Below are 24,184 nucleotides of genomic sequence, written 5' to 3'. Positions count from 1 at the left end.
CTCAGAAGTCCCCCTCCTCCAGTGGCGCGGCGGCTCAGTTATCCCTCTTGGAAGGTGATTGTGTCGGCCTATCAGGCCAAAAGACCTTAGACCGGGCTCTTTATGGGCCCGGTTTTTTTCTGCGCGACGATCATTCGCCGATTGAGCGGCGATCAGCCGCAGACCGGCATGAAAAACGCCATGAAAAAACGCGCGGAAGGCCGCGCGCTCAGGTGATCGTTCGCGGCGGTCAGGCCGCCTGTTTGTGCATGCCGGAATTGCCGGCCCCGCGGATCGCCTTCACCGACCGTTCGATCGCCGCCCACAGCCGGTTGACCTCGTAGGCCGCACGGCCTTCGGCGGCGTATTCGCGCGCGCCCTGCCCTTCGCCCAGCGCCATCAGAAGGTCGGCGCGGTTGGTGATCTGACCGCCCCAGACCGGGGCCTTGAACTTGGCAAGCGCATCGCGCGCGATGGTGACGATGCGGCTTTCGACTTCGTCACGCAGCGCCGGCGCGCCGTTGAGCACGACCGCGTAGGGCTTTCGATGCGAGCGGCAAGTCTGGATCGTATCCTGAACCGCATTGACGTCGAACACACCGGGCCGCGCCGGAATGATCACCATCGTGGCGTTGCGGATCGCATCATCGACGACGGCGGACAGATTCGGCGGCGTGTCGACGAACACCCACTCCACCCCATCGCGCTTGGCGGCAGCGACGATGTCGCTCACCGAGCGCGTCGCGGTGCGCAGCGGCGGCTCATTCGTACCACGCAGTTTGTGCCACAGCGTCAGCGAGCCCTGCGGATCGGCATCGATCAGCAGGCAAGGACGCGATGCTTTGTGAACCTGTGCAGCCAAGTGAGCGGTCAGGGTACTTTTTCCCGAGCCGCCTTTACGCGAAGCAAAAACGATGACGTTCATACGCTGGCCTCCCGATTGACCTTCGCGGCGAAGGTGAATCAGCTCGCTGATTCGTGAAAGATAAAATTGCGAGCAATCATCATTGCCTGGCAAGATTGTAGCGGCGATCGTGCTTTCGAGTCACAGGAGCTCCTTCGCGCACGCTCATCAAGGACGCAGATTGAGTCGTGACGGCGGTTTTCGAGTCGAAGCAAATCGGGTCTGATCGTTGATATGTAGGACTATGCGGCGGGCTTTGCCGACGAATCGGCAGACGCAGGGGGCTGATGCGGAACGAAGGCCGTGGTCTCGACGCCGCGCGCCCTTTGCCGCGCCAGCCATTTTCGTTCGACCCAGTTCAACGCTCGCGCGGTCGGCCTCTCCAGCGCCGGCACATCCTGCGCGATCAGCACCATCCCGAGCGGCAGCATCCACAAGCCGAGAACCGGCAGGAAGCTGAGCATTCCGCCGCCGACCAGCGCCACGCCGAGAGGGAGCCGGACGTATTTCGACGATGGCCGCCGCAGCCAGCCGACAAAATGTGCCGGCCGCGGCGGCAGCTTGGACTCGAACCATTGCAGATGGCGATCGAGTTCGGCGCGGTGATCGATCTCTGTCACGAAGCTCTCCTTCAGGCGCGAGATATGCGTGTCGATTTCGACACCAACGCGGCAAGCTGTCGCGTAGATCCGCGGAACCGGGGAGGCTTTGGCAGTTAGCGCCGCTTGCGCTTGTGCGGCTTATGGGGCCTCAGACTGAGGGGCTTGCGTGCGGCCGTGCCGGTGCGCATCGACACCGGTGTCGGGCTGAATTGAGCACGGCATGCAGGAGTCAGCCGGACCTTGTTCTGCATCATGCAGGCGGTGATCCGATCCACATCCGGAACGAACGCACCGCACAACCGCATCGCATCTCCGGAACACGCCTGTTGTTGCTCCGCCGTATAGGCGTGCGCCGCATTTGCCATCAGCAACAGACCGAAGCCTGCCGCAACCATAATGCCATGACGGCGAATGTCGCGACGAAAGATCGAATGAATGGAGATCATGGTGCCCCCTACAGTACTGACGCTTCCCCGCAGCCGTCCGACTGTCTTCTTGCTGTTTGCTAGTGGGCCAAGTGTGAGTGAGCCGCGGCGAATTCGCAAGCTGCGCGCGAGCCAAGCCTGGAGCGCTGCATCTGTCGTTACGCCTCGTTGGCGCCGACGCCGCGTTGGTCCAGTGCACGCTGACCCGCAACTGTCAGCCGATAATGTCGCTGACCGGCGGGATCGCCGGAATCGCTGACAGCGACCAGTCCCTCGGACACGAGCCGATCCAACTCGAGGCGCTGTCCTGCATTGAGGTCGCGGCCGGCCGCACGGGCAATGTCCACAAGCACCGCAATCGCCTGATCGCTCAATTCCCGGTCCGTCATTTCGGCTTCCCGCGCTTTGTCTGCCCGGCGAAACAACGTGCCCTTGCGCGGGTCGGTTCCCAAGCAGGACGCAAAGCCGTCTCTTGCGCGACGATCAAGCGGCGTAGCGGTGGGCAGCAAATTCAATATGGAGGGATCTGGCAGGTGGTACAGTTGGGTGGGCTCGAACCACCGACCTCCTGTTCCACAGACAGGCGCTCTAACCAACTGAGCTACAACTGCATCCGGCGCGGGCCAGGCCCGCGAACGGGCGGAAACTAGGTGCAACGCCGCGTTTTGGCAAGGCCGTGATCGACCGCAAGACCAATGTCGGGGGTGCTTTCGACAACATCGTGCAAAATACAAAGCCCGAGCGCAGGGCCCGGGCTTTGAAAACGTGGCAAACTAGGCTCGATCAGGCTGCCGGCTTGAAGATCTTCGAGGCGTTGGCCTTGATCGGCTCGACGGTGTCTGCGGCGACCTTCTGGCTGAGTTCGGTCAGCTCTTTGGTCTGCGCCGTCAGCGTCTCAATCTGCTGCTTGGCGTGCGACGTCCACAATTCCATCATGTCCGGCAGGGTCTTGGCGCCGATCAGGCTGTGCGCGAAATCGAAGCTGGCGCTGGTGTTGGTCTTCACGAAGTCGAACAGCTTCGCCGAATAATCGGTCGCGCCCTTGCTCGCCGTGGTGAACACCGCTTCGATGGTGCCGTTCTGGGTCTCGGCCACATCCTTCAGCTTGGCGTAGCTTTCGCGGGCCTGGGACACGCCCTTTTCGGCGAAGGCGCGGACCTGCTCGGGAAGCTGGAACGGCATCACGGTGGAAAACGGATCGCTCGAATCGGCCATAGGTGCATCCTTCGCTGGTGGGGAAATCGAAGTGCCCCGCATGCGGCCTGCGTCATCTTCAGGCTGTACGCCGAGCCCGGTGACCGTGGTCACCGTCTAGCCACAGACTATCACAAAAATTGTGCAATGCAACATAGGAGTGCATTGCCAAGCCATATTGCGCGCTGCGTGCACGCGGGGCCTGTAGAGGCGGAGGCCGGCCGGAGTGGTTCTGGCGCGGCCCCGCCCCGTTCAGACTGCCTCAGCTCTTCGGCTTGGCGACGTCCTGAGCCGCCTTGGTGACGACCTGACCGATCTCGCTGGCCTGCTCGGCGAGCGCCTTCATTTGCGCCTGAACGTATTCGGCATGCAGCCGCATGACGTCGCCGAGGTCCTTGGCGTGGACCAGCTGCTGCGCATAGTCGAGTGCAGCGTGGACGTTGCGCTCGGCGAAGGTTACCGCGCGGCTGGTGATCTCCTTGGCGTTGGCACGGGCCGCCGCGCCACGATCCTCGATGGTTGAGGCGGTCTGCTGGGCGCTGGAGAGCATATGCTCGAACGCTTTCCGGGCCTGGTCGAAACCGGCCTCGGCCATCGTTCGCATTTCCTTGGGAATTTCGAATCGATCGCGCAATTCCTGATCCATCGTCAGTTCCTTCCACCTGTTAGCCGCCGTCCGAACCGAGCCTCGTCGGTCTCAAGACTGTATCGACGAAACTGTATCGACCGATCGCATCGCCGGTGTGACCGACAGATGTCGACTCGCGGATCGTGACGGATTGCACCTGTTTTGCAACCTTTCAACGCAATCGGGGCGTTTCAGGTCCGGGCTGATGACCGAATTAAGGTTATCTGCGCTTAAGACGGGATAGCCCGAGCGCGAACATGGACCTAACGGCGGTCGCTGGCGATAATGAATTGTTAAGGTTCTCCGGCCCCGCGCGCCCTGCCGGCTAAAGGCGCACGGCCGGCGAGCCTGCGCATACGAGTAGCGATGACCAACTGGGACTTTCAATTGCGAGGGGTCGATGATCCCCGGCTCGCGGCGCACGCGACCCGGATGCTGCCGGCATGGCTGTGGTCGATCGATGGCAGCCGGATTCTGTGGGCCAACCCGGTCGCCGCCCGGCTGTTCGGTGCAGCCAATGCCGCCGAACTCGCTGGCCGCAGCTTCCGTCCTGCTGACCCGCATCGTCGTCAGGTCGCCCAGCTCGCCGCCAAGCTGCCGCCGAGCGGCGTCACGCGGCTGGAGCGGCTGCGCGGCTTCGGGGCCGCGCTCGGCGGACCGGTGACCTGCGCCTGTACCCGGCTCGGCTTTGCCGACGGCAGCGCCGGAATCCTGATCGCCGCTGCCGAGATGATCGGTCGCCCAATGCCGTTGATCGATCGGCTGCGCGGCCTGGTCGAAGGCGTCGACGGCCCGATCGCAGCCTTCGCCAGCGATGGCCTGTTCGTCGGCTCGAGCGCGGCCGCGCGCACCCTGCTCGGCTTCCGCAATCTGAGCGAGGCCGGTCTCGACCAGGCTCGTACCGACGCGCTGCGGGTCGGTCGGGCCGAGATTCCGATCGGATTCGGCCACCTGGTGCTGCAGCGGGTCGGCAGCGGCGCCGATGTCGGCCTTATCGCACTGCTGGCCCCCGTCACCGCCGCACAGCCCTCTTCGCCACCCGCAGATGAAGCGGCGGAGCATCCACCGACAGAACCACCGACCACGAGCGCCGAACCTGCTGAAGCTGCAGCCGAGCCGCCGGAGCAGGATTACGAGAGCTTCGACACCCTCAGCGAAGCTCCGGCCGAGTTCACCTTGCTCGGTGACGCAAAACCAGGTGACGCGAAGCCGGCAGCTCTCGCTGGCGAGCCGGTCTCCGAACTGGTCTCCACCGATGAGCCCGCCGAACCGGTGCCCGCGACTGAGCCGTCTCCCGATGTCGAGACTGTCGCCGATGAGCCCGCGGCGCCAGACGCCGTCGAGCCCGAACCACAACCGGCTGCCGCAGAAATTACCGCCACGACCGTACCGGCCGCTTCGGAGCCCGTGACGAGCGAGCCCGAGCCAACCGTCGAGCGGCAGCCCGAGCCGCCTGCCCCGCGGCGGCATCCGCTGCGCTTCGTCTGGCAGATCGACCGCGATGGTCGGCTCGCAATCGCCTCGGACGAATTCCTCCGCCTGATCGGCCCGTACACCGCCGCCAATCTCGGCGAACGCTGGACCGAGGTCGCCGACCGGCTCGGACTCGATCCCGAGGGCGATGTCGCTGCGGCGCTCGCCACCCGCCACACCTGGAGCGGCATCACGCTGCACTGGCCCGCGGATGGCGCGGGACTGCGGCTGCCGATCGAAATGTCCGGCCTGCCGGTGCAGGATCGCGGCGGATCGTTCATCGGCTATCGCGGCTTCGGCGTCTGCCGTGACCTCACCGCGCTCGATCGGCTCGCCGCGCTACGCCCGCACGGCCGCAGCGAACCGTCGCCGCAGCCGCTATCGGCCGATCGCACGCCACGAGAGTCGAATTCCGACCAGACCCACGCTCTGGACCCGCTCCTGAACCCCTTGGACACACCCGTGGACACCCCGAAAAACGTCCTGCCGTTCCGGCCAGCCAACGACGCCCGTGCGCCGTCGCTGACCCCAGGCGAGAACAGCGCCTTCCACGAACTGGCCCAGCAGCTGGCAGCCCGGCTCGCGAGCGAGACGCCGCCGACCGCCGACGCACCATCAATTGCCGACGACGAATTTGTACCGGAGCCGGACGCCGCACCGGCCGATGCGCCCGAAGCGGAGCGCAACGATCAGCTCGCGCCGATGTCCACGCCGACAATCGGCGACGGCGCACGCGACCGCCTGTTGCTCGATCTGATGCCGGTCGGCGTCCTGATCTATCGGCTCGACCGGCTGCTCTATGCCAACCCGGCGTTTCTGACGCGGATGGGCTTTCCGAGCGTCTCCGCGCTGGAGAACGCAGGCGGTCTCGACGCGCTGTACGTCGACTCCGGCGTTGGCGACGTCAGCAGCTCGGAGAATGGCACGCCGATCACCATCACGGCCGCACACGGCGGTGACGCGGCGCCCACCGAGGCACGGCTGTTCACCATCGCCTGGGACGGGGATCAGGCTTTGGCGCTGATCTGCTCGGCCACGACTGAGCCTGCCGCCGTCGCCGAGCTGCCGTTCGCGCCGGCGACGGCGAGCGAGGAAGCGCCCTCCGTGGTCGGCGCCGCCAATGCCGAAGAGCTCGGCGCGATCCTCGACACCACCGCCGAAGGCGTGCTGATGTTCGACGAGGCCGGACAGATCAGCGTCGCCAACCGCAGTACCGAGGCGCTGTTCGGTTACGGCGGCGACGCGCTGGTGCAGCACAATCTGATCGAGCTGTTCGCGCCGGAAAGCCGGGCCGCCGTGCTCGACTACTTCAACAACATCAAGAGCGGCCGCGCCGAGAGCGTGCTCGACCATGGCCTCGAAGCGCTCGGCCAAGTCCGCGAAGGCGGGCTGTTTCCGCTCAGCATGACGATCGGCCGCACCCGCGCCGACGGGCCGAATTTCTTCGCCGTGTTCCGCGACCTGTCGCAGGTCCAGCGCACCGAGACCGAACTCAGCCATGCCAAACGGCTCGCCGAACGCGCCGCCGACGCCAAGGCCGACGTGCTGGCGCGGCTCAGCCACGAGATCCGCGCGCCACTCAACGCCATCCTCGGCTTTGCCGAGGTGATGATCGAGGAGCGGTTCGGTCCGCTCGGCAACGAACGCTATGTCGATTACCTGAAGGACATCCGCGCCTCCGGCGAACGCGTCATCGGCATCGTCGATGACCTGCTCGATTTGTCGCGGATCGAGACCGGCAAGCTCGATCTCGCCTTCGCCAGCGTCAATCTCAACGAGCTGGTCGAGCAGAGCGTCGCGGTGATGCAACCGCGCGCCAACCGCGAACGCATCATCATCCGCACCTCGCTGGCGCATCTGCTGCCGACCGTGGTGGCCGACGCGCATGCGCTACGCCAGATCATCATGAACCTGATCAGTACGTCGATCCATCTGGCCAATGCCGGCGGACAGGTGATCGTTTCGACTGTGCTCACCGATTTCGGCGAGGTCGCGCTCCGCGTCCGAGACACCGGCAGCCGGCTCAACGACGACGAGCTCGCCGCCGCCCTGGAGCCGTTCCGCACCCCCGCGCCGAGCGACCGTACCGAAGCTGCCGGCGTCAGCCTGTCGCTGACCAAAGCGCTGGTCGAAGCCAACCGCGCCACCTTCCACATCAAGAGCGCGCCGCAATCCGGCACGCTGATCGAAGTGGTGTTTGACCACGCGCCCGCGGCGGCGTGAGCGGACCCGACGTGTCGCGCCAAGCATGCCCTCCGGGCACGAGTGGGCGTTACCCGCAAATAATTGCGTGAGTGACCGGCACGGGGGACCTCCCGGCGGCCACTAGGCCGAGGGAGGCGGAGCGCCGAAAGGCGCGACCTTGGTATCAGTGGCCGCGACCGTCCCCGCCGGATCGCCGGAGAGAACCGTCGCGGAACGCCTTTCGACGCTCCACCGTGGCGATTTCTGGCATCGGGACCGTTCTTCCGGGCGCGGGGAGCACGGGGATTTCCCCCGGCTCGTTCCGTCCCGTCCAGCCACGCACAGGGCAGCCGCTCGTAGTAGCGGCGGACGGCGACCTTAGCCTCCCGGAGGAAGGAAGCACGTCTGCTTCCCGCCCGCAGGCGCCACCGCCTCACCCCGCATCTCACAGCGTCCCGGAAACGCCCCTCGATGGGATGAGGTGATAGGAATCTAGTCCTTGAACAATCCTCTTGTCAAGGGCCTCCCGCGAAACCAAATTGAAGGGCGCGGTAGACAAATGCTATTTCTCTACCAATCGGAGATCGCATGCATCTCAACATCAAGAACGACGAAGCTCATCAGTTAGCGACAGAGCTGGCCCGCATGACCGGGGAGAGCCTCACTGCGGCGGTGACCAATGCGCTACGCGAACAGCTCGCACGCGAGCATCGTCGCCGGCAAACCGACCAGATCGCGCGACGACTGCTGAAGATCGGGGGCCGTTACGCCGCGTTGCCTGACACCGGGCGAACTCCAGACGAGATTCTCGGCTACGATGAGAATGGATTGCCCACGTGATCGTCATCGACACGTCGGCGATCATTGCGATCTTTCGCGAGGAGCAGGAGGCAGCCCAGTTCGCGCGGTTGATCGCCTCCGACGATCAACCGGTCCTATCCTCGGGCAATTTGCTGGAGACTGCGATCGTTCTCCGTGGACTAAAGGACGTTCAGCCGGCCAAAGCCGAACGATGGCTTGATGACTTTATCGCGGAGGCTGGCATCCGGATCGAGCCCGTGACCACCGAGCAGGCCGGATACGCGCGTTCGGCGCATTTGCGGTTCGGGAAAGGGACCGGCCACAAAGCAGCTCTCAACTATGGAGATTGCTTCGCCTACGCGCTGGCCAAAGCTCTGAATGCCCCCTTGCTGTGCAAGAGCAACGACTTTCCGCTGACCGATATTCCGCTGGCGACATAGATCTCTCCCTGGGCTTACCCCTTGCTCCCCGCCGGCAATCGCGATTTAGCTGGCGCGGACCGAACCCTGGCGCGAGAGCCTCGATGGCGACGATCGACACTTCCCTGGTTGCGAAACTGCCGCTGTTTGCGGGGCTGAGCCCGGCGGAGCTCGACGCCGTGCTGCAGGAGGCGCGGTCGATCCGGGTTCCCAAGAACGGCCATGTGTTCGAACAGGGCGAGGACGCCCATTCGTTCTTCGTGCTGCTGCACGGCCACGTCCGGGCCAGCAAGGTGACGCCGGCCGGCGAACAGATCGTGGTGCGCTATGTTGCCCCTGGCGAGACGCTGGGCGTGGCAATGGCGATCGGGCTGAGCCGCTATCCCGCGACTGCTACCGCGGTCGACGACTCGATCGTGCTGGCGTGGCCGACAGCGGCGTGGCCGCGGCTGGTCGAGCAATATCCCGCGCTCGCCACCAACACGCTGCGCACCGTCGGCGGCCGGCTCCAGGAGACGCACTCCCGGGTGGTGGAGATGTCGACCCAGCAGGTCGAGCAGCGCGTCGCGCACGCGCTGCTGCGGCTCGCCAAGCAGAGCGGCCGCAAAGTCGAGGCCGGGGTGCAGATCGATTTCCCGATCAGCCGGCAGGACATCGCGCAGATGACCGGCACCACGCTGCACACCGTCAGCCGGCTGCTGTCGGGCTGGGAGCAGAAGGGGCTGATCGAAAGCGGCCGGCAGAAGATCATACTGCGCGAGCCGCACCAGCTCGTGGTCCTGGCCGATCAGGCGCCCGACGACAAGACCTCCTGAGGCTTCGCCGCTGCCTCGCGGAGCGCCGTGAGAAACAGCGCTTCGGCAGTGCGGTGTTCGCGGCAAGAGTCTTCGATGGTGTGAAACGTCGCGATCGGACAGCCGACGCAAGCGTGCCTGAAATCCAGGAACACCCGGATCGTCGCCGGCCAGCGGCGCATCACGTCTTCGACTACGAAGGTGCGGTCTATCGACATCGTCGTCTCCATGGCCCGTATGCTGACCCTGATGCGCGTTAGGTTCTTTGTCGCGCAACAACCTAGCGGCGGTTCCCACCTCGTAGTTGTCACATCCGACGAATGACGGATCCGGGGGAGACCGGAGTTGATCGGTATTCACCACTGAGCTTGTGCTGGAACAAATAGCGGCGGCGCGGCAGGCGCATGGTTGCGCCAGCCGAATTTCAATCCAGACGCAAGGACCACCGCCATGATGAATCGTCGAGACACTCTGCTGAGCGTTGCCGCGACCGCGCTGTTGATGAGCGCGGCGCCGACCGTCGTGCCCGCGGCCGCAGCAGCCGCCGAACCAGACATCTCCAAGCTGCCGCGTCAGAAGGTCGAACTGGTCGCGCCGCCGTTCGTGCACGCGCATCAGCAGGTCACCAAGGACGGCCCCAAGGTTGTCGAATTCAAGATGGTGGTGGAGGAGAAGGAGGTCGTCATCGATGAGGACGGCACCAAGTTCCAGGCAATGACTTTCAATGGATCGATGCCCGGGCCGCTGATGGTGGTGCACCAGGGCGACTACGTCGAGCTGACGCTGGTCAACCCGGCCACCAACACCATGCCGCACAACATCGACTTTCATGCCTCGACCGGCGCGCTCGGCGGCGGCGGCCTGACGCTGATCAACCCGGGCGAACAGGTGGTGCTGCGCTTCAAGGCCGACCGCGCCGGCACCTTCGTGTATCACTGCGCACCGGGCGGCAACATGATCCCTTGGCACGTCGTCTCCGGCATGAACGGCGCCATGATGGTGCTGCCGCGCGACGGCCTGAAGGATCGCGACGGCAAGCCGCTGCACTACGACCGGGTCTTCTATATCGGCGAGCAGGACATGTACGTGCCGAAAGACGAGCACGGCAAGTACAAGGCCTATGGCTCGCCGGCCGAATCCTACACCGACACGGTGGAGGTGATGCGCAAGCTGATCCCGACGCACGAAGTCTTCAACGGCAAGGTCGGCTCGCTCACCGGCAAGAATGCCATGACCGCCAAGGTCGGCGAGACCGTGCTGATCGTGCATTCGCAGGCCAACCGCGACACCCGCCCGCACCTGATCGGCGGTCACGGCGACTATGTCTGGGAGACCGGCAAGTTCTCCAACCCGCCGGAGACCAATCTGGAAACCTGGTTCATCCGCGGCGGCTCGGCCGGGGCAGCGCTCTACACCTTCAAGCAGCCAGGCGTGTACGCCTACGTCAACCACAACCTGATCGAAGCCGTCGAACTCGGCGCCACTGCGCACTTCAAGGTGGACGGCAAGTGGAACGACGACCTGATGAAGCAGGTCAGCGCTCCCGGCCCGATCCCGGGCGGACCGACGAACTAAGACTGCGCGCTTCCGAGGCTCACGTTTGTGCGCCCCCTCTTCTCGGTCATTGCGAGGAGCGAAGCGACGAAGCAATCCAGCGCAGCGCTCGGAACTGAATTGCTTCGCTTCGCTCGCAATGACGGGGAGAGCCTCTCGTTCAATCAAGACCTGCGGTTACTGCCATGCTGCTCGCCTTCAAAGCCAAGATCGCGCTCGCTGCCCTCGCCGGTTTCGCCACGCCTTTGGCGGTGGCGCCGCTGGTGATCGGTCACGGCGACGTGGCGCTCGACGGCCAGCAAGCGATCGTCGAGATCGCACCGGGCACGATGGACTATCGGCTGCCCGGCGAATTCACGCGCGATCGCCGCCAGATCGAAGCGCCACGGACCGAGTTGCGGTTCGACCGCCCGCTGTCGATCATGCTGCATCAGGTCAGCGCGGCGGACTATCAACTCTGCGTCGACGATAGCGTATGCCACCCGATGCCGGCCGATACCGCGATCCGCGCAGACCGGCCGGCCGTGCAGGTGTCCTGGCAGGACGCCACCACCTACGCCGACTGGCTGTCGCGCAAGACCGGCGCACACTACCGGCTGCCGACCGACGCCGAATGGGCGTTCGCGGCCGGCAGCAAGTTCAAGGATGACGGGCTCGCCTCGGACAGCGATGATCCGTCGGTGCGGTGGATCGCGCGCTATGAGCGCGAATCCGAGCGTGACGACCTCTCCACCACCCTGCGCAGCTTCGGCGGCTTCGGCTCTAACGAGCGCGGGCTGCTCGATCTGTCCGGCAACGTCTGGGAATGGACCGCGACCTGCTTCGACCGCACCGCGATCGACTCGGTCGGCCGGCCGCAGGCGCAGACCGCCAATTGCGGCGTGCGGATCGCCGAAGGCCGGCACCGCGCCTACGTCTCGGATTTCATCCGTGACGCCAAGGCCGGCGGCTGCTCGGCCGGCCTGCCGCCGATCCACCTCGGTTTTCGCCTGGTGCGCGAGCCGGCGGCGCCGCTCGCCCGGTTGCGAGACCGGCTGGAGCGCATGACGGCGGCGGCGGGAATCTGAACCGCGACCCAAGGCCGCGCAAGACATTGACACGCATCAAATGGACGCGCGGGCCGAGCTTCTAGCCTCGGCCATCGCGTGTCCCGGCACCCGCCGCTTCGCCACGCGCTCCTGAAGGCCGCCCGGCCGATGCGCGGAGTTGCGCTATTTTGAATGTTCCCGATCTCACCCGCCCGCCGCTCACCATTCGGCGGATCAGCCTCGACACCGGCCGCGAGAACGTCGCGGTGATTTCCCGGCACTCGCGCGCGTTGCGACCGGATGTGTTTCGCGGCTTCAGCCGCGTCGAACTGCGCATCAACGGCAAGGTGCTGCTGGCGACGCTGATGATCACCGACGACGATGCGTTGATCGGTCCGGACGAGCTCGGCCTGTCCGAACCGGCATTCCGCCGCTTCAACGAACCGGTCGGCAGCGCCGTGACGGTGACGCCGGCACGCTCGCCGGCGAGCCTGGACGCGGTCCGCGCCAAGATCCAGGGCCACACCCTGTCGGCAGCCGAGATCACCGCGATTGTCGATGACCTCGCGCACTTCCGCTACTCCGACATGGAGATCGCCGCGTTCCTGATCAGCGCCGCGCGCTTCACCTCGACCGACGAGCTGCTGGCGCTGGTGGGCGCGATGGCATCGGTCGGCACCAAACTGACATGGGACACCCCGATCGTCGTCGACAAGCATTGCATCGGCGGCATCCCCGGCAACCGCACCACCATGGTGGTGGTGCCGATCGTCGCCGCACACGGGCTGATGATTCCCAAAACCTCGTCACGCGCCATCACCTCGCCGGCCGGCACCGCCGATACTATGGAGCTGCTGGCGCGGGTCGATCTCGACGTCGAACAGATGAAACAGGTGGTGCACGCCTGCGGCGGCTGCCTGGTGTGGGGCGGCCACGTCAATTTGTCCCCGGCCGACGACATCCTGATCTCGGTCGAACGTCCGCTGAGCCTCGACACACCGGAGCAGATGGTCGCCTCGATCATGTCGAAGAAACTCGCCGCCGGCTCGACCCGGCTGCTGATCGATTTCCCGGTCGGCCCGTCGGCGAAGGTGGCCAACGCCAACGAGGCGATGCGGCTGCGCAAGCTGTTCGAATTCGTCGGCGATCATTTCGGCATCGGTGTCGAAGTGGTGACCACCGACGGCCGCCAGCCGATCGGCCGCGGCATCGGCCCGGTGCTGGAAGCGCGCGACGTGATGGCGGTGCTCGGTAACGAGCCCGGCGCCCCGGCGGACCTGCGCGAAAAGTCGCTGCGGCTCGCCGCGCATCTCTTGGAATACGATCCGAAGCTGCGCGGCGGCGCCGGCTATGCCCGCGCCAAGGAGTTGCTCGACAGCGGCGCCGCGCTGAAGAAGATGCAGCAGATCATCGACGCGCAGGGGCCGTCGCCGTGCCCGGCGGAGCTCGGCAGCCACGCCGCCGACGTGCTGGCGACCGCCGACGGCGTGGTCAACGGCATCGATTGTCTGCGGATCAACCGTCTCGCCCGCAGTGCCGGCGCGCCGGTCGCCAAGGGCGCCGGCATCGACCTGTTCAAGAAGATCGGCGACCGCGTCGAGAAAGGCGAGCCGCTGTATCGGGTGTATGCGTCCGACCGCGCCGAATTCGACCTGGCGCTGGCCGCCGCACGGGCAGAGTCCGGCTTCGCGATCAATCATCACACACCCGCCGACGTGGACCTGGTGTCGTGAGCGTCGCCCTGCGCTATCTGGACTCGGCTGCGGACGATGCCATTCGGCTCGCGGCGCAGCTCGGCGTGCCGGCGCATCCGATCACGCAGCACCGCTTTCCGGACGGCGAGATCGCCGTCAATGTCGGCCCCGTGGCGACGACCACGATCCTGTACCTGCCGCTCGATCAGCCCAACGATAAGCTGGTGACGATCCTGTTCGCCGCCGAAGCGCTACGCCGTGAGGACTGCCACCGGCTGGTGCTGCTGGCGCCGTATCTGTGCTACATGCGCCAGGATGTGGCGTTTCATCCTGGCGATGCGATCAGCCAGAAGGCGATGGGCCGACTGCTCGCCGGGCTCGTCGACCGCGTCATCACCGTCGATCCGCACCTGCATCGCACGCCGCGGCTCGGTGATGTCTTCCCCGGCATCGCGGCGGACGAATTGTCGGCCATGCCGGCGATCGCCGTGGCGCTGCGCGGCACGCTCGATCCTGACACCGTGGTGGTCGGACCCGATTCCGAATCGCAGCAATGGGTCGATGCGCTAGCGAAACTGATCGGCACACGATCCGCCGTGGCGCAGAAGATCCGCCATGGCGACCGCTCGGTGGAAATCGCGTTCGCTGATGCAAGCGCGGTCGCGGGCCGGCCGGCGCTGCTGGTCGACGACATCGTCTCCTCCGGCGGCACGCTGATCGCCTGCACGCGCGCGCTGCTCGGCGCCGGCGCAAAATCGGTCGACGCGGTGATCACCCACGCGCTGTTTCCCCCGGCCATGCTGCGCGACTTCGCCGCCGCCGGCATCCGCACCATCCGCTCCACCCACACCGTGCCGCACCCGACCAATGCGATTATGCTCGACGAGTTGTTCGCCGAGGCGCTGCGCGCCGAGATCGGCACGACCAATCAGGAGAGCCGTGCATGAGCGTCACCATCCGATTTTGCGGCGCTGCGCGCACCGTCACCGGCTCCTGCTATCTGTTCGAGACCAAGGGCAAACGTTTCCTGGTCGATTGCGGCCTGTTCCAGGGCCACAAAACGCTCAAGGAGCTAAACTACGGCGCGTTTCCGTTCCACCCGTCCGAGATCGACGCGGTGCTGCTGACGCACGCCCATATCGATCATTGCGGCCTGTTGCCGAAGCTGGTGCGCGAGGGCTTCAAAGGGCGGATCCTGGCGACCCGCGGCACCATTGATCTGTGCTCTTACATGCTGCCCGACGCCGGCAGCATCCAGGAGTCCGAAGTGATGATGCTGAACCGCCGCAATGCCGCGCGCGGGCGACCGGAGGTCAGCCCGATCTATACCCAGGCCGACGCGATCGCGACGCTGTCATCGTTCTATCCGGTCGACTACCAGAGCTGGATCACCGTGGTCCCAGGCGTGCGCGCGCGGTTCTGGAACGCCGGTCACTTGCTCGGCTCGGCCTCGATCGAGATCGAGATCGACGGCGAAGGCCGCTCGTCCTCGGCGCTGCGGCTGCTCGCTTCCGGAGACATCGGCCCCGACGGCAAGCTGCTGCAGCCCGATCCGGAAGCGCCGGCGCATTTCGACTACGTGATCTGCGAGTCGACCTATGGCGACCGCGTGCGCGAGCCGACCTCGCCCAAGCTCCGCCACGAGCGGCTCGCCGCCGAAGTCAGCGCTGCCGCTGCAGCGCGCGGCGCCCTGGTGATCCCGGCCTTCGCGGTCGAGCGCACCCAGGAGCTGATCGTCGACCTGATCGACCTGATGGAAAAGGGCGCGATCCCGAGCGCGCCGATCTTCCTGGATTCGCCGCTGGCGATCCGCGCCACCGAAGTGTTCCGCCGCCACGCCGCCGATCTCGACGAAGACGTCGATGTCGAGAGGCTGCTGGCCTCGCCGCATCTGCGCTTCACCGAGACCGTGGAGGAAAGCAAGGCGATCGCCAAGCTGAACGGCTTCCACATCATCATCGCCGCGAGCGGCATGTGCGATGCCGGCCGCATCCGCCATCATCTCAAGCGTTGGCTGTGCCGCTCCTCGGGCACCGTGCTGCTGGTCGGTTATCAGGCCAATGGCACGCTCGGCCGCTTCCTTGAAGAAGGCGCCAAGGCGGTGCGGATCATGGGTGAGGAAGTCCGCGTCAAAGCCAAGATCCGCCGCATCGACGATTACTCCGGCCATGCCGACGCCGGCGAGCTGACGCGCTGGATCACCGAGCGGCGGCCGATCGATCGCGGGCTGTTTCTCAGCCATGGTGAGGAAACCGCGATTGCCGCATTGACAGAGCGGCTCGGCGGCGGCGTGCTGCCGGCGGCGAAGATCTTTCAGCCACTGCTCGACGATGTCTACGAACTCACCACGCCGGTTCCGACTGCGCTCGACGGCAAGCATCGCCGACGACTCGAACCCGAATCGGTGGTCAAGCTCGACTGGCACAACGAAATGTCGAAGCTACTGCTTGATATCAACGCCAGTGTCGAAGCCGCAGCCGACGAGCGCGCGCGTAGCGTGATCATTCGCCGCTTGCGCCGCGCGCTCGAGGACAACGGCAATGGCAATGGCAGCAACGCGCACGCGGCACGACGTTAGCCGCCGCGCGGCATCGTTTTCCACGGTCTGAATACCATTGGAGCAAGGTTTGATTCATACTGGCATTACAACACCGCTCCGCTCGCGACAGGCGCGATTCGATTGCAGCTATTCGAATTGCATTTCCCGTTCGACTGTGTGTTAGACTATCTCGCAGATGCACATTCCCGGGGGACGCTCGTGAGTGCGAACTATCATGTCGCCGAAGGCGATCAGAATTCGCTCGGTCAATATCTGGTCGCCCGGACCGCCAGTTGCAGCGCCGATCGCCGGCCGCAGCTGAAGATCGCGTGCATCCATTGCGGCAACGAATATGTCGCTGCCGAAGTCAATTTCCACAATTGCAAATGTCCGGTCTGCCAAGGCGGCAACGGCCATCATCTGATCTGACCGACAGGCCGCGCCTGTTCGATTCTGCGGCCTCCCAGGCCCCGAATCGTCCCGTCAGAGCCATTTGGAATCGCTCTAATCGCGACATTGCGCCGCTGCACTGCCCGCCCGGGCTAGGCTAGTGACAAGCATTCTCGATTTTCGCCAGGAGCCCGCCGTATGAGCCGTTTCCGTGCCGCTGCCCTCGCACTTGCCGCCGTTTTCGTGCCGTTCGCCGCCGGCGCCGCCGAGCAGGTGAACGTCTACACCTACCGCGAAACCAAGCTGGTGCAGCCGCTGTTCGACGCCTTCACCAAAGACACCGGCATCGCCGTCAATGTGATTTCGGCGAGTTCAGGCCTGGAGCAGCGGATCAAGGCCGAAGGCGCCAACAGCCCGGCCGACGTGCTGCTGACGGTGGACATCGGCCGGATCGACGACGCGGTCGCCGCGGGCATCAGCCAGCCGATCAACTCGGCGGTGATCGACGAAATCGTACCGGCACAGTTCCGCGATCCGAACGGTCACTGGGCCGGCATCTCGATGCGGGCGCGGGTGATCTACGCGTCGAAGGATCGCGTCAAGCAGGAAGCGATCACCTATGAGGAGCTCGCCGATCCGAAGTGGAAGGGCAAGATCTGCATCCGCTCCGGCCAGCACATCTACAACAACGCGTTGTTCGCCGCTTACGTCGCCAAGCATGGCGAGGCCAAGGCCGAGGAATGGCTGCGCGGCCTGAAGGCCAATTTGGCCCAGAAGCCGTCGGGCGGAGATCGCGAGACCGCGCGCGACGTCGCGGCCGGCAAATGCGACCTCGGCATCGGCAACACCTATTACTGGGCCTTGATGCTGAAGGATCCGGACAAGAAGGCCTGGGCGGATGCCACGAAGGTGATCCTGCCGACGTTCGAGGGCGGCGGCACCCACGTCAACCTGTCCGGTGTGCTGCTGACCAAGAACGCGCCGAACAAGGCCAACGGTGTGAAGCTGATCGAATGGCTCGCCGGCGAGAAGGCGCAGCAGATCTACGCCGACGCCAACTACGAATATCCGATCCGCGCCGGCGTCGCCCTCAATCCGGTGATCGCCAGCTACGGCAAGCTGAAGCCGGATCCGCTGCCGATCGCCAAGATCGCCGCCAACCGCAAGGCCGCCGCGACGCTGGTCGACAAGGTCGGGTTCGACAACTGAACGTCATCTCGCCTCCAACCCAGGGGCACTCCCCTCATCCTGAGGAGCCCGGCGCAGCCCTGAGGGCGGAGCCGGGCGTCTCGAAGGATGAAGCCACAGAGCACGTCCTCATGGTTCGAGACGGCGCTGCGCGCCTCCTCGCCATGAGGACGGCGCCTGGTGCATCCGACACCGAGCTCGTCGTCCTCTTCCTCGCTCTCCTCACCGCCCTCCTCGTCGCCGCGCCGGTGATCAGCCTGATGCTGATCGCGCTGCAGCCGGCGGGCGAGGTGTGGTCGCATCTGATCGCCTATGTGCTGCCGCGCGCGGTGAGTGACACCGCGCTGCTGATCGCCGGCGTCGGCATGCTGACGCTGCTGATCGGCACCGGCACCGCCTGGCTGGTGTCGTCGCACGACTTTCCCGGCCGCGCCGCGCTGATCTGGCTGTTGCCGTTGCCGCTGTCGGTGCCGACCTATCTGTCGGCCTACGTCTATGTCGATCTGTTCGAACCGCTCGGCTTGGTGCATCGCGCGCTGTCGATGATAATGCCGGCCGCCGAGGCGGTGCAGTGGTTGCCGCAGATGCGCTCGCTGCCCGGCGCGATGCTGCTGCTGGCGCTGGTGCTGTATCCTTACGTGTATCTGTCGGCCCGCGCGGTGTTCCAGGCGCAGGGCACCGACGCGATCGAGGCCGCGCGCACGCTCGGCGCCGGCCGCTTCACCATCCTGCGCCGGGTGGTGCTGCCAATGGCGCGGCCGGCGCTCGCGGTCGGCGTCGCGCTCGCCGCGCTGGAGACGCTGAACGACATCGGCGCCTCGGAATATCTCGGCGTCCGCACCCTCACCGTCTCGGTATTCACCACCTGGCTGAACCGCGGCAGCCTCGCCGGCGCCGCGCAGCTGTCGCTGGTGCTGCTCGGCTTCGCCGCGCTGCTGATCGCGATCGAGCGGATCGGCCGTCGCCATGCGAGTGTCGAGCTGTCGGCCGAAAGCCCGCGGCTGCGCACGCGCACACAGCTGCGAGGCCTGAAGGGCGGCTTGGTCTTCGCCGCCTGCCTGTTGCCGCCGCTGTTCGGCTTCGTGCTGCCGGCCGCCTATCTGCTCGGCGAAAGCCTGCGCCGCAGCCTGTCGATCGGCATCGACCCGGCGCTGGTGCGCGACGCCCTGCACACCGTGACGCTCGCAGCGCTGGCGACCGTGATCGCGCTAGCGCTCGGCTTGATCGTGGTGCTGGCCGCACGCTGGCGGGAGGAGCGAGCGACCCGCGCGGCCGTCACAGTCACCCAGCTCGGCTACGCGCTGCCCGGCTTGGTGCTGGCGCTCGGGCTGCTGACGCCGGTGCTGGTGATCGACGGCACCGTGGCCAATCTGTTCCGCGCGTTCGGCTATCCGTCGCCCGGCCTGATTCTGATGAGCACCGGCGGCGCGGTGGTGGCCGCCTATGTGATCCGCTTCCTGGCGGTGCCGACCGGGCTGCTCAGGGCCGGGTTCGACCGGATCCCGCGCGACTATGACGACTCGGCCCGCGCCGCCGGCGCCGGCCGCCTCGTCACGCTATGGAAGATCGACCTGCCGCTGCTGCGCCCGGCGCTGGTCGGCGCCGCGATCCTGGTGTTCGTCGATTGCCTGAAAGAGCTGCCGGCGACGCTGCTGCTGCGGCCGCTGAACGTCGAGACGCTGTCGACCTCGATCTATCAATACGCCAGCCGCGGCAGCTTCGAGGACGGTGCGCTGGCGGCGCTGATCATCGTTGCCGCCAGCATTCCGCCGGTGGTCTGGCTGACGCGGTTCTCGGATCTGCCGGAATGAACCCGATCGAACTGAGCGGGGCGCCACGCTGCCGCCGTCATCGCGTGAATCATGGCTTTGGAACTCCGGCACTGCGGCGATCCGCTGCACCGGCTGGCCTCGCCCCGTCCCCGAACGTATAATTCGCCCGATGAAGCAGATCCGGATTCCCCCTGTCGCCGCCCGGTATGGCCTCGCCCTCGCCGTGATGCTCTTCGCCGGAGCGTCCGCGCAGGCGCAGGTGGCACCGATCCGCTATTGGGTCCCCGGCGGGCCGTTCGGCTTCGGCGGCGGAGCGGCCGAGAGCTGGCGCTCGATGAACTGGAGCGACGTGCCGGGCTTCACCGCAGAGACCGATGATAATGGCGAGCTGCGCAGCAGCTTCGTCGCCCGCAGCTACAGCGCTCCGGTCACGCCGCTCGCTGGCGGCTTGGGCTGGAACAGCCCGGGCGGCGCCGGCACATTCGGCAATTTCGGCTCGCTCGCCGTCGAAGGCTCGCAATACGGCTACCGCTTCAAGGGCGTCGGCGACATGCCGGTGACGCTGTTCGGCGGCGTCGACAGCCTGAAATACAGGCCCGACGTTTTCACCTCGCTGACCTCGCCGGGCTTTGCCAGCAGCAACACCGCGGCCAGCACCGTCAACGCCGGCATCGAGATCAAGCCGACCTCCAATGTCAGCCTGTCGTTCTCGGCCGGCTATACCCAATACAACGGCACCACCGACAGCGACATCCGCTCCAACCTGCTGCCGGGCGAATCACCGCTGTTCTCAGGCGGCCGGCGGTAGAAGCCCTCCACACGCAGGCCCATCCTCGTTTCCGCATCCTCGAGGTGCGCAAGGGCGCGCACCTCCGGATGCCGGCGCCGCGCGAGTTTGGCAGGTCGTCGCGCTAGTTGGTACGATGTGGGGAAGGCGCTTCGCGCCTTTGCCCGCCTTGCGTTGCTACGCCAACTACGCGTTCTTCAGTGCGACGCGGAATTCGGCTTCGGTCTTGGCCTTGACCTCGTCGAGGGTGACGCCGTCGGCGAGTTCGATCAGCGCCATGCCGTCGTTGCCGTGCTTGTCGATGGTGAACACCGCAAGGTCGGTCACGACCATGTCGACGACGCGCTCGCCGGTCAGCGGCAGGTTGCAGGTCTTCAAGAGCTTCGGGCCGTCCTTGGCGGAATGCTCCATCACCACGACGACGCGCTTGACGCCGGCGACGAGATCCATCGCGCCGCCCATGCCCTTCACCATCTTGCCGGGGATCATCCAGTTGGCGAGATCGCCGTTCTGGGCGACCTGCATGGCGCCGAGAATGGAGAGATCGATATGGCCGCCGCGAACCATGGCGAAGGAATCCGCCGACGAGAAGTAACTGGTCGACGGCAGCTCGGTGACGGTCTGCTTTCCGGCGTTGATCAGGTCCGGGTCTTCTTCACCCTCGTAGGGGAACGGCCCCATGCCGAGCATGCCGTTCTCGCTCTGCAGCACGACGTCGACGCCGTCGGGGATGTAGTTCGAGACCAGCGTCGGAATCCCGATGCCGAGGTTGACGTAGAAGCCGTCGCGCAATTCCTTGGCGGCGCGCGCCGCCATCTGTTCGCGGGTCCAAGCCATCAGGGTTCTCCTCAGCTCGCCGCCGATTCGGCGCGCTTGCGGGTGGTGCGCTGCTCGATGTGTTTCTTCGCGTTCGGCACGTGGACGATGCGCTGCACGAAGATGCCCGGGGTGTGGATATGATCCGGGTCGATCTCACCGGCCGGCACCAGATGCTCGACCTCGGCGATGGTGATCTTGGCCGCGGTGGCCATCATCGGATTGAAGTTGCGCGCGGTCTTTCGGTAGACGAGGTTGCCGGCAGTATCGCCCTTCCAGGCGTGCACGATCGCGACATCGCCGAACAGGCCGCGCTCCATCACGTATTTCTCGCCGTCGAATTCGCGGATTTCCTTGCCTTCCGCCACCAGCGTGCCGACACCGGTCTTGGTGAAGAACGCCGGAATGCCGGCGCCGCCGGCGCGGATGCGCTCGGCCAGGGTGCCCTGCGGCGCGAACTCCAGTTCCAGCTCGCCGGCCAGAAACTGCTGCGCGAACAGCTTGTTCTCGCCCACATAGGACGAGATCATCTTCTTGATCTGGCGGGTTTCGAGCAGCCGGCTGAGGCCGATGCCGTCGACGCCCGCGTTGTTGGAGACGAAGGTGAGATCCTTGACGCCCGCATCGCGGATCGCGTCCGACAGGGTCTCGGGAATGCCGCAAAGGCCGAAGCCGCCGGACATGATCATCATGCCGTCCCGCAAGATGCCGTCGAGTGCCGCCTTGGCGTCGGGGTAGACCTTGTTCATGATGCAGGGACCTGTGAGGGGGCTTTGCTGCGATTAGGTCTATTAGGCAAAAACCCGGCAACCCGTCAATTGCACCAGGGCCCGCAACACCCGGAAAGCCTTGAAAGCGCCAAGAAAACCAAGCAAGTTGCGGCTCCAGGTCCGGCCCCTTGGGAGCCGCCTCTCGCGCAAGACATTCACGCTCACGTTCCGGAAATTGGTTGGCGATGGCCCAAGGAATTAAGCGCCTCGGGATCTCGGTCGCAGTGCTGATCGCCGTCGCCGTGGTGGCGGCGTTTTCACTGGCACTGATGATCGACCGCGGCGCGCTGCGGCAGGCGGTGGAGCAACAGCTTCGCGCCGCCACCGGCCTCCAGCTCGAGGTCGACGGGGCCACCGACGTCACGATCTTCCCGCGCAGCACCGTGGTGTTCAGCGACGTGCGGCTGAAAAGCGGCGAAGACGGCGGCAATGACGCCGCGCTCAGCGTCAAGACGCTGACCGCCAACCTGCGGCTGCTGCCGCTGCTGCTGCGGCGTTTCGAGATCGCCGACGTGGTGCTCGGCCAGCCGTCGATCCACGTCGTGCGCGACGCCGACGGACGCAGCAACTGGACGCCGTTCATCGACAGCCTGACGCGAACCATGAAGCCCGGCCTCGACGACCAAGTGTCGTTCTCCGAGATCCGGCTGCAGGACGGCGAACTGAGCTATCTCGACCAGTCCAACGGGGAGCGTGAACATATCAGCGACATCGACCTGTCGCTGGCATGGCCCTCGATCTCCCGCACCTTTGCGGCCACCGGCCAGTTCGATTTTCGCGGCGAGCGCATCGACGGCTCGATCACGGTCGCGGACTTCATTGCGGCACTCCGCGGCGACACCTCGGGCATCAAGCTGCGGCTGGCCGGCACGCCGATGAAGATTGCGTTCGACGGCACCATCGCCAACAAGTCGAGCCTGACGCTGACCGGAACGGTCACTGCCGACACCGTCTCGCTGCGCAATGCGCTGCGCTGGGCCGGTCAGGAGCCACCCGGAACCGGCGGCTTCGGCCGGTTCGCGCTCAAGGCGCGCGCGAACCTGATCGGCTCCACGGTCGCGCTGACCAACGTCAATGTCGAGCTCGACAAGAACGTCGCCGAAGGGGTGATGACCTATTCGATCATTGGCGGACACCAGGGGCTGCAGGCAACGCTGGCCGCCGGGAGCATCGACGTCACACCGTATCTGTCGACGATCCGGCTGCTGGCCAGCGGGGCGCGCGACTGGAACCGGCAATTGTTCGACCTGTCTTCGACCGACCCTGTCGATCTCGACATGCGGCTGTCGGCCGCAAAGGTCGCCATCGGCTCCACCACGCTCGGCCGCACCGCGCTCAGCGCCAATCTGCGCGGCGGCGCGCTGGCGCTCAGCGTCGGCGAAGCCCAGGTGTATGGCGGCATCGCGCAAGGCACCTTCGGCATCACCCGCTCCGACAAGGCCGCCAGCGTCAAGGCGCAGTTCCAGTTCAACGACGTCGACCTGCAGACCTGCGCCACCGATCTGCTCGGCGTGCGCAATCTGTCGGGGCGCGGCAATCTCAATGTCGCGCTGGAGGCCGAAGGCGCCTCGCCGTTCGGGCTGGCCCAATCGCTCGACGGCTCGGCGCTGCTCACCGGGCACGACGGCGCGATCAGCGGCTTCAACGTCGAACAGCTCCTGAAACGGCTGGAGCGGAGGCCGCTGTCCGGCGGCGGCAATTTCCGCAGCGGCAAGACGCCGTTCGACAAGCTCACTGTCTCGGTTCGGTTCGCCGACGGCATCGCCACCGCCGACGAGGTCCGGATCGACGGGCCGACCGCGCGGATCGCGCTGAGCGGCACCGCCTCAGTGCCGTCGCGGGAATACGATCTGAAGGGCGTCGCAAGCCTGGCGAACGGCTCGGCCGCCAAGCCCGGCTTCGACCTGCCGTTCATCGTGCAGGGACCCTGGGACGATCCGCTGATCTTCCCGGACCCGGAAAGCCTGATCCGCCGCTCGCCGGCCTCCGCGCCGCTGCTCGACGCGGTGAAAGACCGCAAGACCCGCGACACCGTCCGCTCGGTGCTGGAGCGCATCACCGGCAAGAAGCAGGACGCCGAACCGCCCGCGGAAGCTCCGGCAGCACCCGCCGAGCCGAAGGCGAACTGATCAGCTCAGCGCCAGGGCCCCGGCGATCAAACAATCATTCTGAGCCCGTCGTTCTGAGGCCCTCGCCCGCAGGGCGGGCCTCGAAGGACGACAACACACGCGCGGCCCATCCTT

The 24,184-nt window shown here is 65.9% G+C and carries 23 protein-coding genes and 1 tRNA gene; 14 read left to right on the top strand and 10 right to left on the bottom strand.

The annotated features are described in order from the left end of the window. Positions 1-229: 229 nt before the first annotated feature. The 7 genes from DNX69_RS05250 to DNX69_RS05220 form a co-directional block, all read right to left on the bottom strand. A complete protein-coding gene (locus tag DNX69_RS05250; protein ID WP_110784964.1) occupies positions 230-904 on the bottom strand; it encodes a ParA family protein in 675 nt (224 codons plus the stop codon). Positions 905-1,125: 221 nt separating this feature from the next. Beyond that, positions 1,126-1,503: a hypothetical protein gene (locus tag DNX69_RS05245; RefSeq protein WP_110784963.1), complete on the bottom strand. Its 378-nt coding sequence runs from the start codon at positions 1,501-1,503 to the stop codon at positions 1,126-1,128. Between the two features lie 95 nt (positions 1,504-1,598). Continuing rightward, a complete protein-coding gene (locus tag DNX69_RS05240) occupies positions 1,599-1,931 on the bottom strand; it encodes a hypothetical protein (RefSeq protein ID WP_110784962.1) in 333 nt (110 codons plus the stop codon). Between the two features lie 137 nt (positions 1,932-2,068). Further along, positions 2,069-2,425 (bottom strand): hypothetical protein, encoded by a 357-nt coding sequence (locus tag DNX69_RS05235; RefSeq protein WP_133255972.1) that lies wholly within the window; start codon positions 2,423-2,425, stop codon positions 2,069-2,071. A gap of 19 nt (positions 2,426-2,444) precedes the next feature. Further along, positions 2,445-2,521 (bottom strand) — tRNA-His (locus DNX69_RS05230). Positions 2,522-2,693: 172 nt separating this feature from the next. Continuing rightward, on the bottom strand, positions 2,694-3,125 hold the full coding sequence (locus DNX69_RS05225; RefSeq protein WP_110784960.1) for a phasin: 432 nt from the start codon (positions 3,123-3,125) through the stop codon (positions 2,694-2,696). A 241-nt stretch (positions 3,126-3,366) separates the two neighbouring features. Continuing rightward, positions 3,367-3,750 (bottom strand): phasin, encoded by a 384-nt coding sequence (locus tag DNX69_RS05220; protein WP_110784959.1) that lies wholly within the window; start codon positions 3,748-3,750, stop codon positions 3,367-3,369. A gap of 348 nt (positions 3,751-4,098) precedes the next feature. Between DNX69_RS05220 and DNX69_RS05215 the strand changes: the two genes are divergently transcribed. From DNX69_RS05215 to DNX69_RS05200, 4 genes are all read left to right on the top strand, one after another. Next, a complete protein-coding gene (locus DNX69_RS05215) occupies positions 4,099-7,428 on the top strand; it encodes a PAS domain-containing protein (RefSeq protein WP_110784958.1) in 3,330 nt (1,109 codons plus the stop codon). A 549-nt stretch (positions 7,429-7,977) separates the two neighbouring features. Next, entirely contained in the window at positions 7,978-8,229 is a 252-nt protein-coding gene (locus DNX69_RS05210; protein ID WP_110784957.1) for a type II toxin-antitoxin system VapB family antitoxin, read from the top strand. After that, entirely contained in the window at positions 8,226-8,630 is a 405-nt protein-coding gene (locus DNX69_RS05205; RefSeq protein WP_110784956.1) for a type II toxin-antitoxin system VapC family toxin, read from the top strand. Before DNX69_RS05210 ends, DNX69_RS05205 begins: the two co-directional genes overlap by 4 nt. Before the next feature lie 83 nt (positions 8,631-8,713). Continuing rightward, on the top strand, positions 8,714-9,424 hold the full coding sequence (locus DNX69_RS05200) for a Crp/Fnr family transcriptional regulator (RefSeq protein WP_110784955.1): 711 nt from the start codon (positions 8,714-8,716) through the stop codon (positions 9,422-9,424). Here DNX69_RS05200 and DNX69_RS05195 read toward each other — a convergent pair. Then, a complete protein-coding gene (locus DNX69_RS05195) occupies positions 9,397-9,621 on the bottom strand; it encodes a DUF1858 domain-containing protein (protein WP_110784982.1) in 225 nt (74 codons plus the stop codon). The genes DNX69_RS05200 and DNX69_RS05195 overlap by 28 nt on opposite strands. A gap of 232 nt (positions 9,622-9,853) precedes the next feature. On the opposite strand from DNX69_RS05195, the gene nirK reads away from it, so the two are divergent. The 9 genes from nirK to DNX69_RS05150 all read left to right on the top strand — a co-directional run bounded on the left by nirK (position 9,854) and on the right by DNX69_RS05150 (position 20,376). Further along, on the top strand, positions 9,854-10,978 hold the full coding sequence (nirK, locus tag DNX69_RS05190; RefSeq protein ID WP_110784954.1) for a copper-containing nitrite reductase: 1,125 nt from the start codon (positions 9,854-9,856) through the stop codon (positions 10,976-10,978). A gap of 164 nt (positions 10,979-11,142) precedes the next feature. After that, complete coding sequence (locus DNX69_RS05185; RefSeq protein ID WP_110784953.1) at positions 11,143-12,024, top strand: SUMF1/EgtB/PvdO family nonheme iron enzyme; 882 nt, start codon at positions 11,143-11,145, stop codon at positions 12,022-12,024. Between the two features lie 149 nt (positions 12,025-12,173). Next, positions 12,174-13,718, top strand: coding sequence for a thymidine phosphorylase family protein (locus DNX69_RS05180; protein WP_110784952.1), 1,545 nt, complete (start codon positions 12,174-12,176; stop codon positions 13,716-13,718). Then, a complete protein-coding gene (locus DNX69_RS05175; protein WP_110784951.1) occupies positions 13,715-14,626 on the top strand; it encodes a ribose-phosphate pyrophosphokinase in 912 nt (303 codons plus the stop codon). Before DNX69_RS05180 ends, DNX69_RS05175 begins: the two co-directional genes overlap by 4 nt. Then, positions 14,623-16,257, top strand: coding sequence for an MBL fold metallo-hydrolase (locus DNX69_RS05170; RefSeq protein ID WP_110784950.1), 1,635 nt, complete (start codon positions 14,623-14,625; stop codon positions 16,255-16,257). The genes DNX69_RS05175 and DNX69_RS05170 overlap by 4 nt, the downstream gene beginning before the upstream one ends. A gap of 180 nt (positions 16,258-16,437) precedes the next feature. Next, positions 16,438-16,647 (top strand): hypothetical protein, encoded by a 210-nt coding sequence (locus DNX69_RS05165; RefSeq protein ID WP_234826856.1) that lies wholly within the window; start codon positions 16,438-16,440, stop codon positions 16,645-16,647. Between the two features lie 159 nt (positions 16,648-16,806). Next, positions 16,807-17,817 (top strand): Fe(3+) ABC transporter substrate-binding protein, encoded by a 1,011-nt coding sequence (locus DNX69_RS05160; RefSeq protein WP_110784949.1) that lies wholly within the window; start codon positions 16,807-16,809, stop codon positions 17,815-17,817. Between the two features lie 143 nt (positions 17,818-17,960). Beyond that, positions 17,961-19,607, top strand: coding sequence for an ABC transporter permease (locus DNX69_RS05155; RefSeq protein ID WP_110784948.1), 1,647 nt, complete (start codon positions 17,961-17,963; stop codon positions 19,605-19,607). A 130-nt stretch (positions 19,608-19,737) separates the two neighbouring features. Continuing rightward, entirely contained in the window at positions 19,738-20,376 is a 639-nt protein-coding gene (locus tag DNX69_RS05150) for a hypothetical protein (RefSeq protein WP_110784947.1), read from the top strand. Between the two features lie 165 nt (positions 20,377-20,541). Here DNX69_RS05150 and DNX69_RS05145 read toward each other — a convergent pair whose 3' ends face one another. Next, entirely contained in the window at positions 20,542-21,192 is a 651-nt protein-coding gene (locus DNX69_RS05145; protein WP_011159690.1) for a 3-oxoacid CoA-transferase subunit B, read from the bottom strand. Between the two features lie 11 nt (positions 21,193-21,203). After that, the gene (locus DNX69_RS05140) at positions 21,204-21,920 is read right to left on the bottom strand and encodes a CoA transferase subunit A (protein ID WP_110784946.1); all 717 of its coding nucleotides are present in this window, start codon (positions 21,918-21,920) and stop codon (positions 21,204-21,206) included. Positions 21,921-22,126: 206 nt separating this feature from the next. On the opposite strand from DNX69_RS05140, the gene DNX69_RS05135 reads away from it, so the two are divergent. Next, on the top strand, positions 22,127-24,070 hold the full coding sequence (locus tag DNX69_RS05135) for an AsmA family protein (protein ID WP_110784945.1): 1,944 nt from the start codon (positions 22,127-22,129) through the stop codon (positions 24,068-24,070). Positions 24,071-24,184: the final 114 nt, after the last annotated feature.

It is taken from the genome of Rhodopseudomonas palustris, assembly GCF_003226555.1.
In the GTDB taxonomy this organism is placed as follows: Bacteria; Pseudomonadota; Alphaproteobacteria; order Rhizobiales; family Xanthobacteraceae; genus Rhodopseudomonas; species Rhodopseudomonas palustris_I.
This window is presented reverse-complemented; position numbering and strand designations above follow the sequence as displayed.

Excerpts from the sequence above, each read along its gene's own strand:
- DNX69_RS05250 (WP_110784964.1), bottom strand. The coding sequence starts at position 904 with ATGAACGTCATCGTTTTTGCTTCGCGTAAAGGCGGCTCGGGAAAAAGT.
- DNX69_RS05240 (WP_110784962.1), bottom strand. The coding sequence starts at position 1,931 with ATGATCTCCATTCATTCGATCTTTCGTCGCGACATTCGCCGTCATGGC.
- DNX69_RS05225 (WP_110784960.1), bottom strand. The coding sequence starts at position 3,125 with ATGGCCGATTCGAGCGATCCGTTTTCCACCGTGATGCCGTTCCAGCTT.
- DNX69_RS05220 (WP_110784959.1), bottom strand. The coding sequence starts at position 3,750 with ATGGATCAGGAATTGCGCGATCGATTCGAAATTCCCAAGGAAATGCGA.
- DNX69_RS05215 (WP_110784958.1), top strand. The coding sequence starts at position 4,099 with ATGACCAACTGGGACTTTCAATTGCGAGGGGTCGATGATCCCCGGCTC.
- DNX69_RS05210 (WP_110784957.1), top strand. The coding sequence starts at position 7,978 with ATGCATCTCAACATCAAGAACGACGAAGCTCATCAGTTAGCGACAGAG.
- DNX69_RS05200 (WP_110784955.1), top strand. The coding sequence starts at position 8,714 with ATGGCGACGATCGACACTTCCCTGGTTGCGAAACTGCCGCTGTTTGCG.
- DNX69_RS05195 (WP_110784982.1), bottom strand. The coding sequence starts at position 9,621 with ATGTCGATAGACCGCACCTTCGTAGTCGAAGACGTGATGCGCCGCTGG.
- nirK (WP_110784954.1), top strand. The coding sequence starts at position 9,854 with ATGATGAATCGTCGAGACACTCTGCTGAGCGTTGCCGCGACCGCGCTG.
- DNX69_RS05185 (WP_110784953.1), top strand. The coding sequence starts at position 11,143 with ATGCTGCTCGCCTTCAAAGCCAAGATCGCGCTCGCTGCCCTCGCCGGT.
- DNX69_RS05170 (WP_110784950.1), top strand. The coding sequence starts at position 14,623 with ATGAGCGTCACCATCCGATTTTGCGGCGCTGCGCGCACCGTCACCGGC.
- DNX69_RS05160 (WP_110784949.1), top strand. The coding sequence starts at position 16,807 with ATGAGCCGTTTCCGTGCCGCTGCCCTCGCACTTGCCGCCGTTTTCGTG.
- DNX69_RS05155 (WP_110784948.1), top strand. The coding sequence starts at position 17,961 with ATGAGGACGGCGCCTGGTGCATCCGACACCGAGCTCGTCGTCCTCTTC.
- DNX69_RS05150 (WP_110784947.1), top strand. The coding sequence starts at position 19,738 with ATGAAGCAGATCCGGATTCCCCCTGTCGCCGCCCGGTATGGCCTCGCC.
- DNX69_RS05145 (WP_011159690.1), bottom strand. The coding sequence starts at position 21,192 with ATGGCTTGGACCCGCGAACAGATGGCGGCGCGCGCCGCCAAGGAATTG.
- DNX69_RS05140 (WP_110784946.1), bottom strand. The coding sequence starts at position 21,920 with ATGAACAAGGTCTACCCCGACGCCAAGGCGGCACTCGACGGCATCTTG.
- DNX69_RS05135 (WP_110784945.1), top strand. The coding sequence starts at position 22,127 with ATGGCCCAAGGAATTAAGCGCCTCGGGATCTCGGTCGCAGTGCTGATC.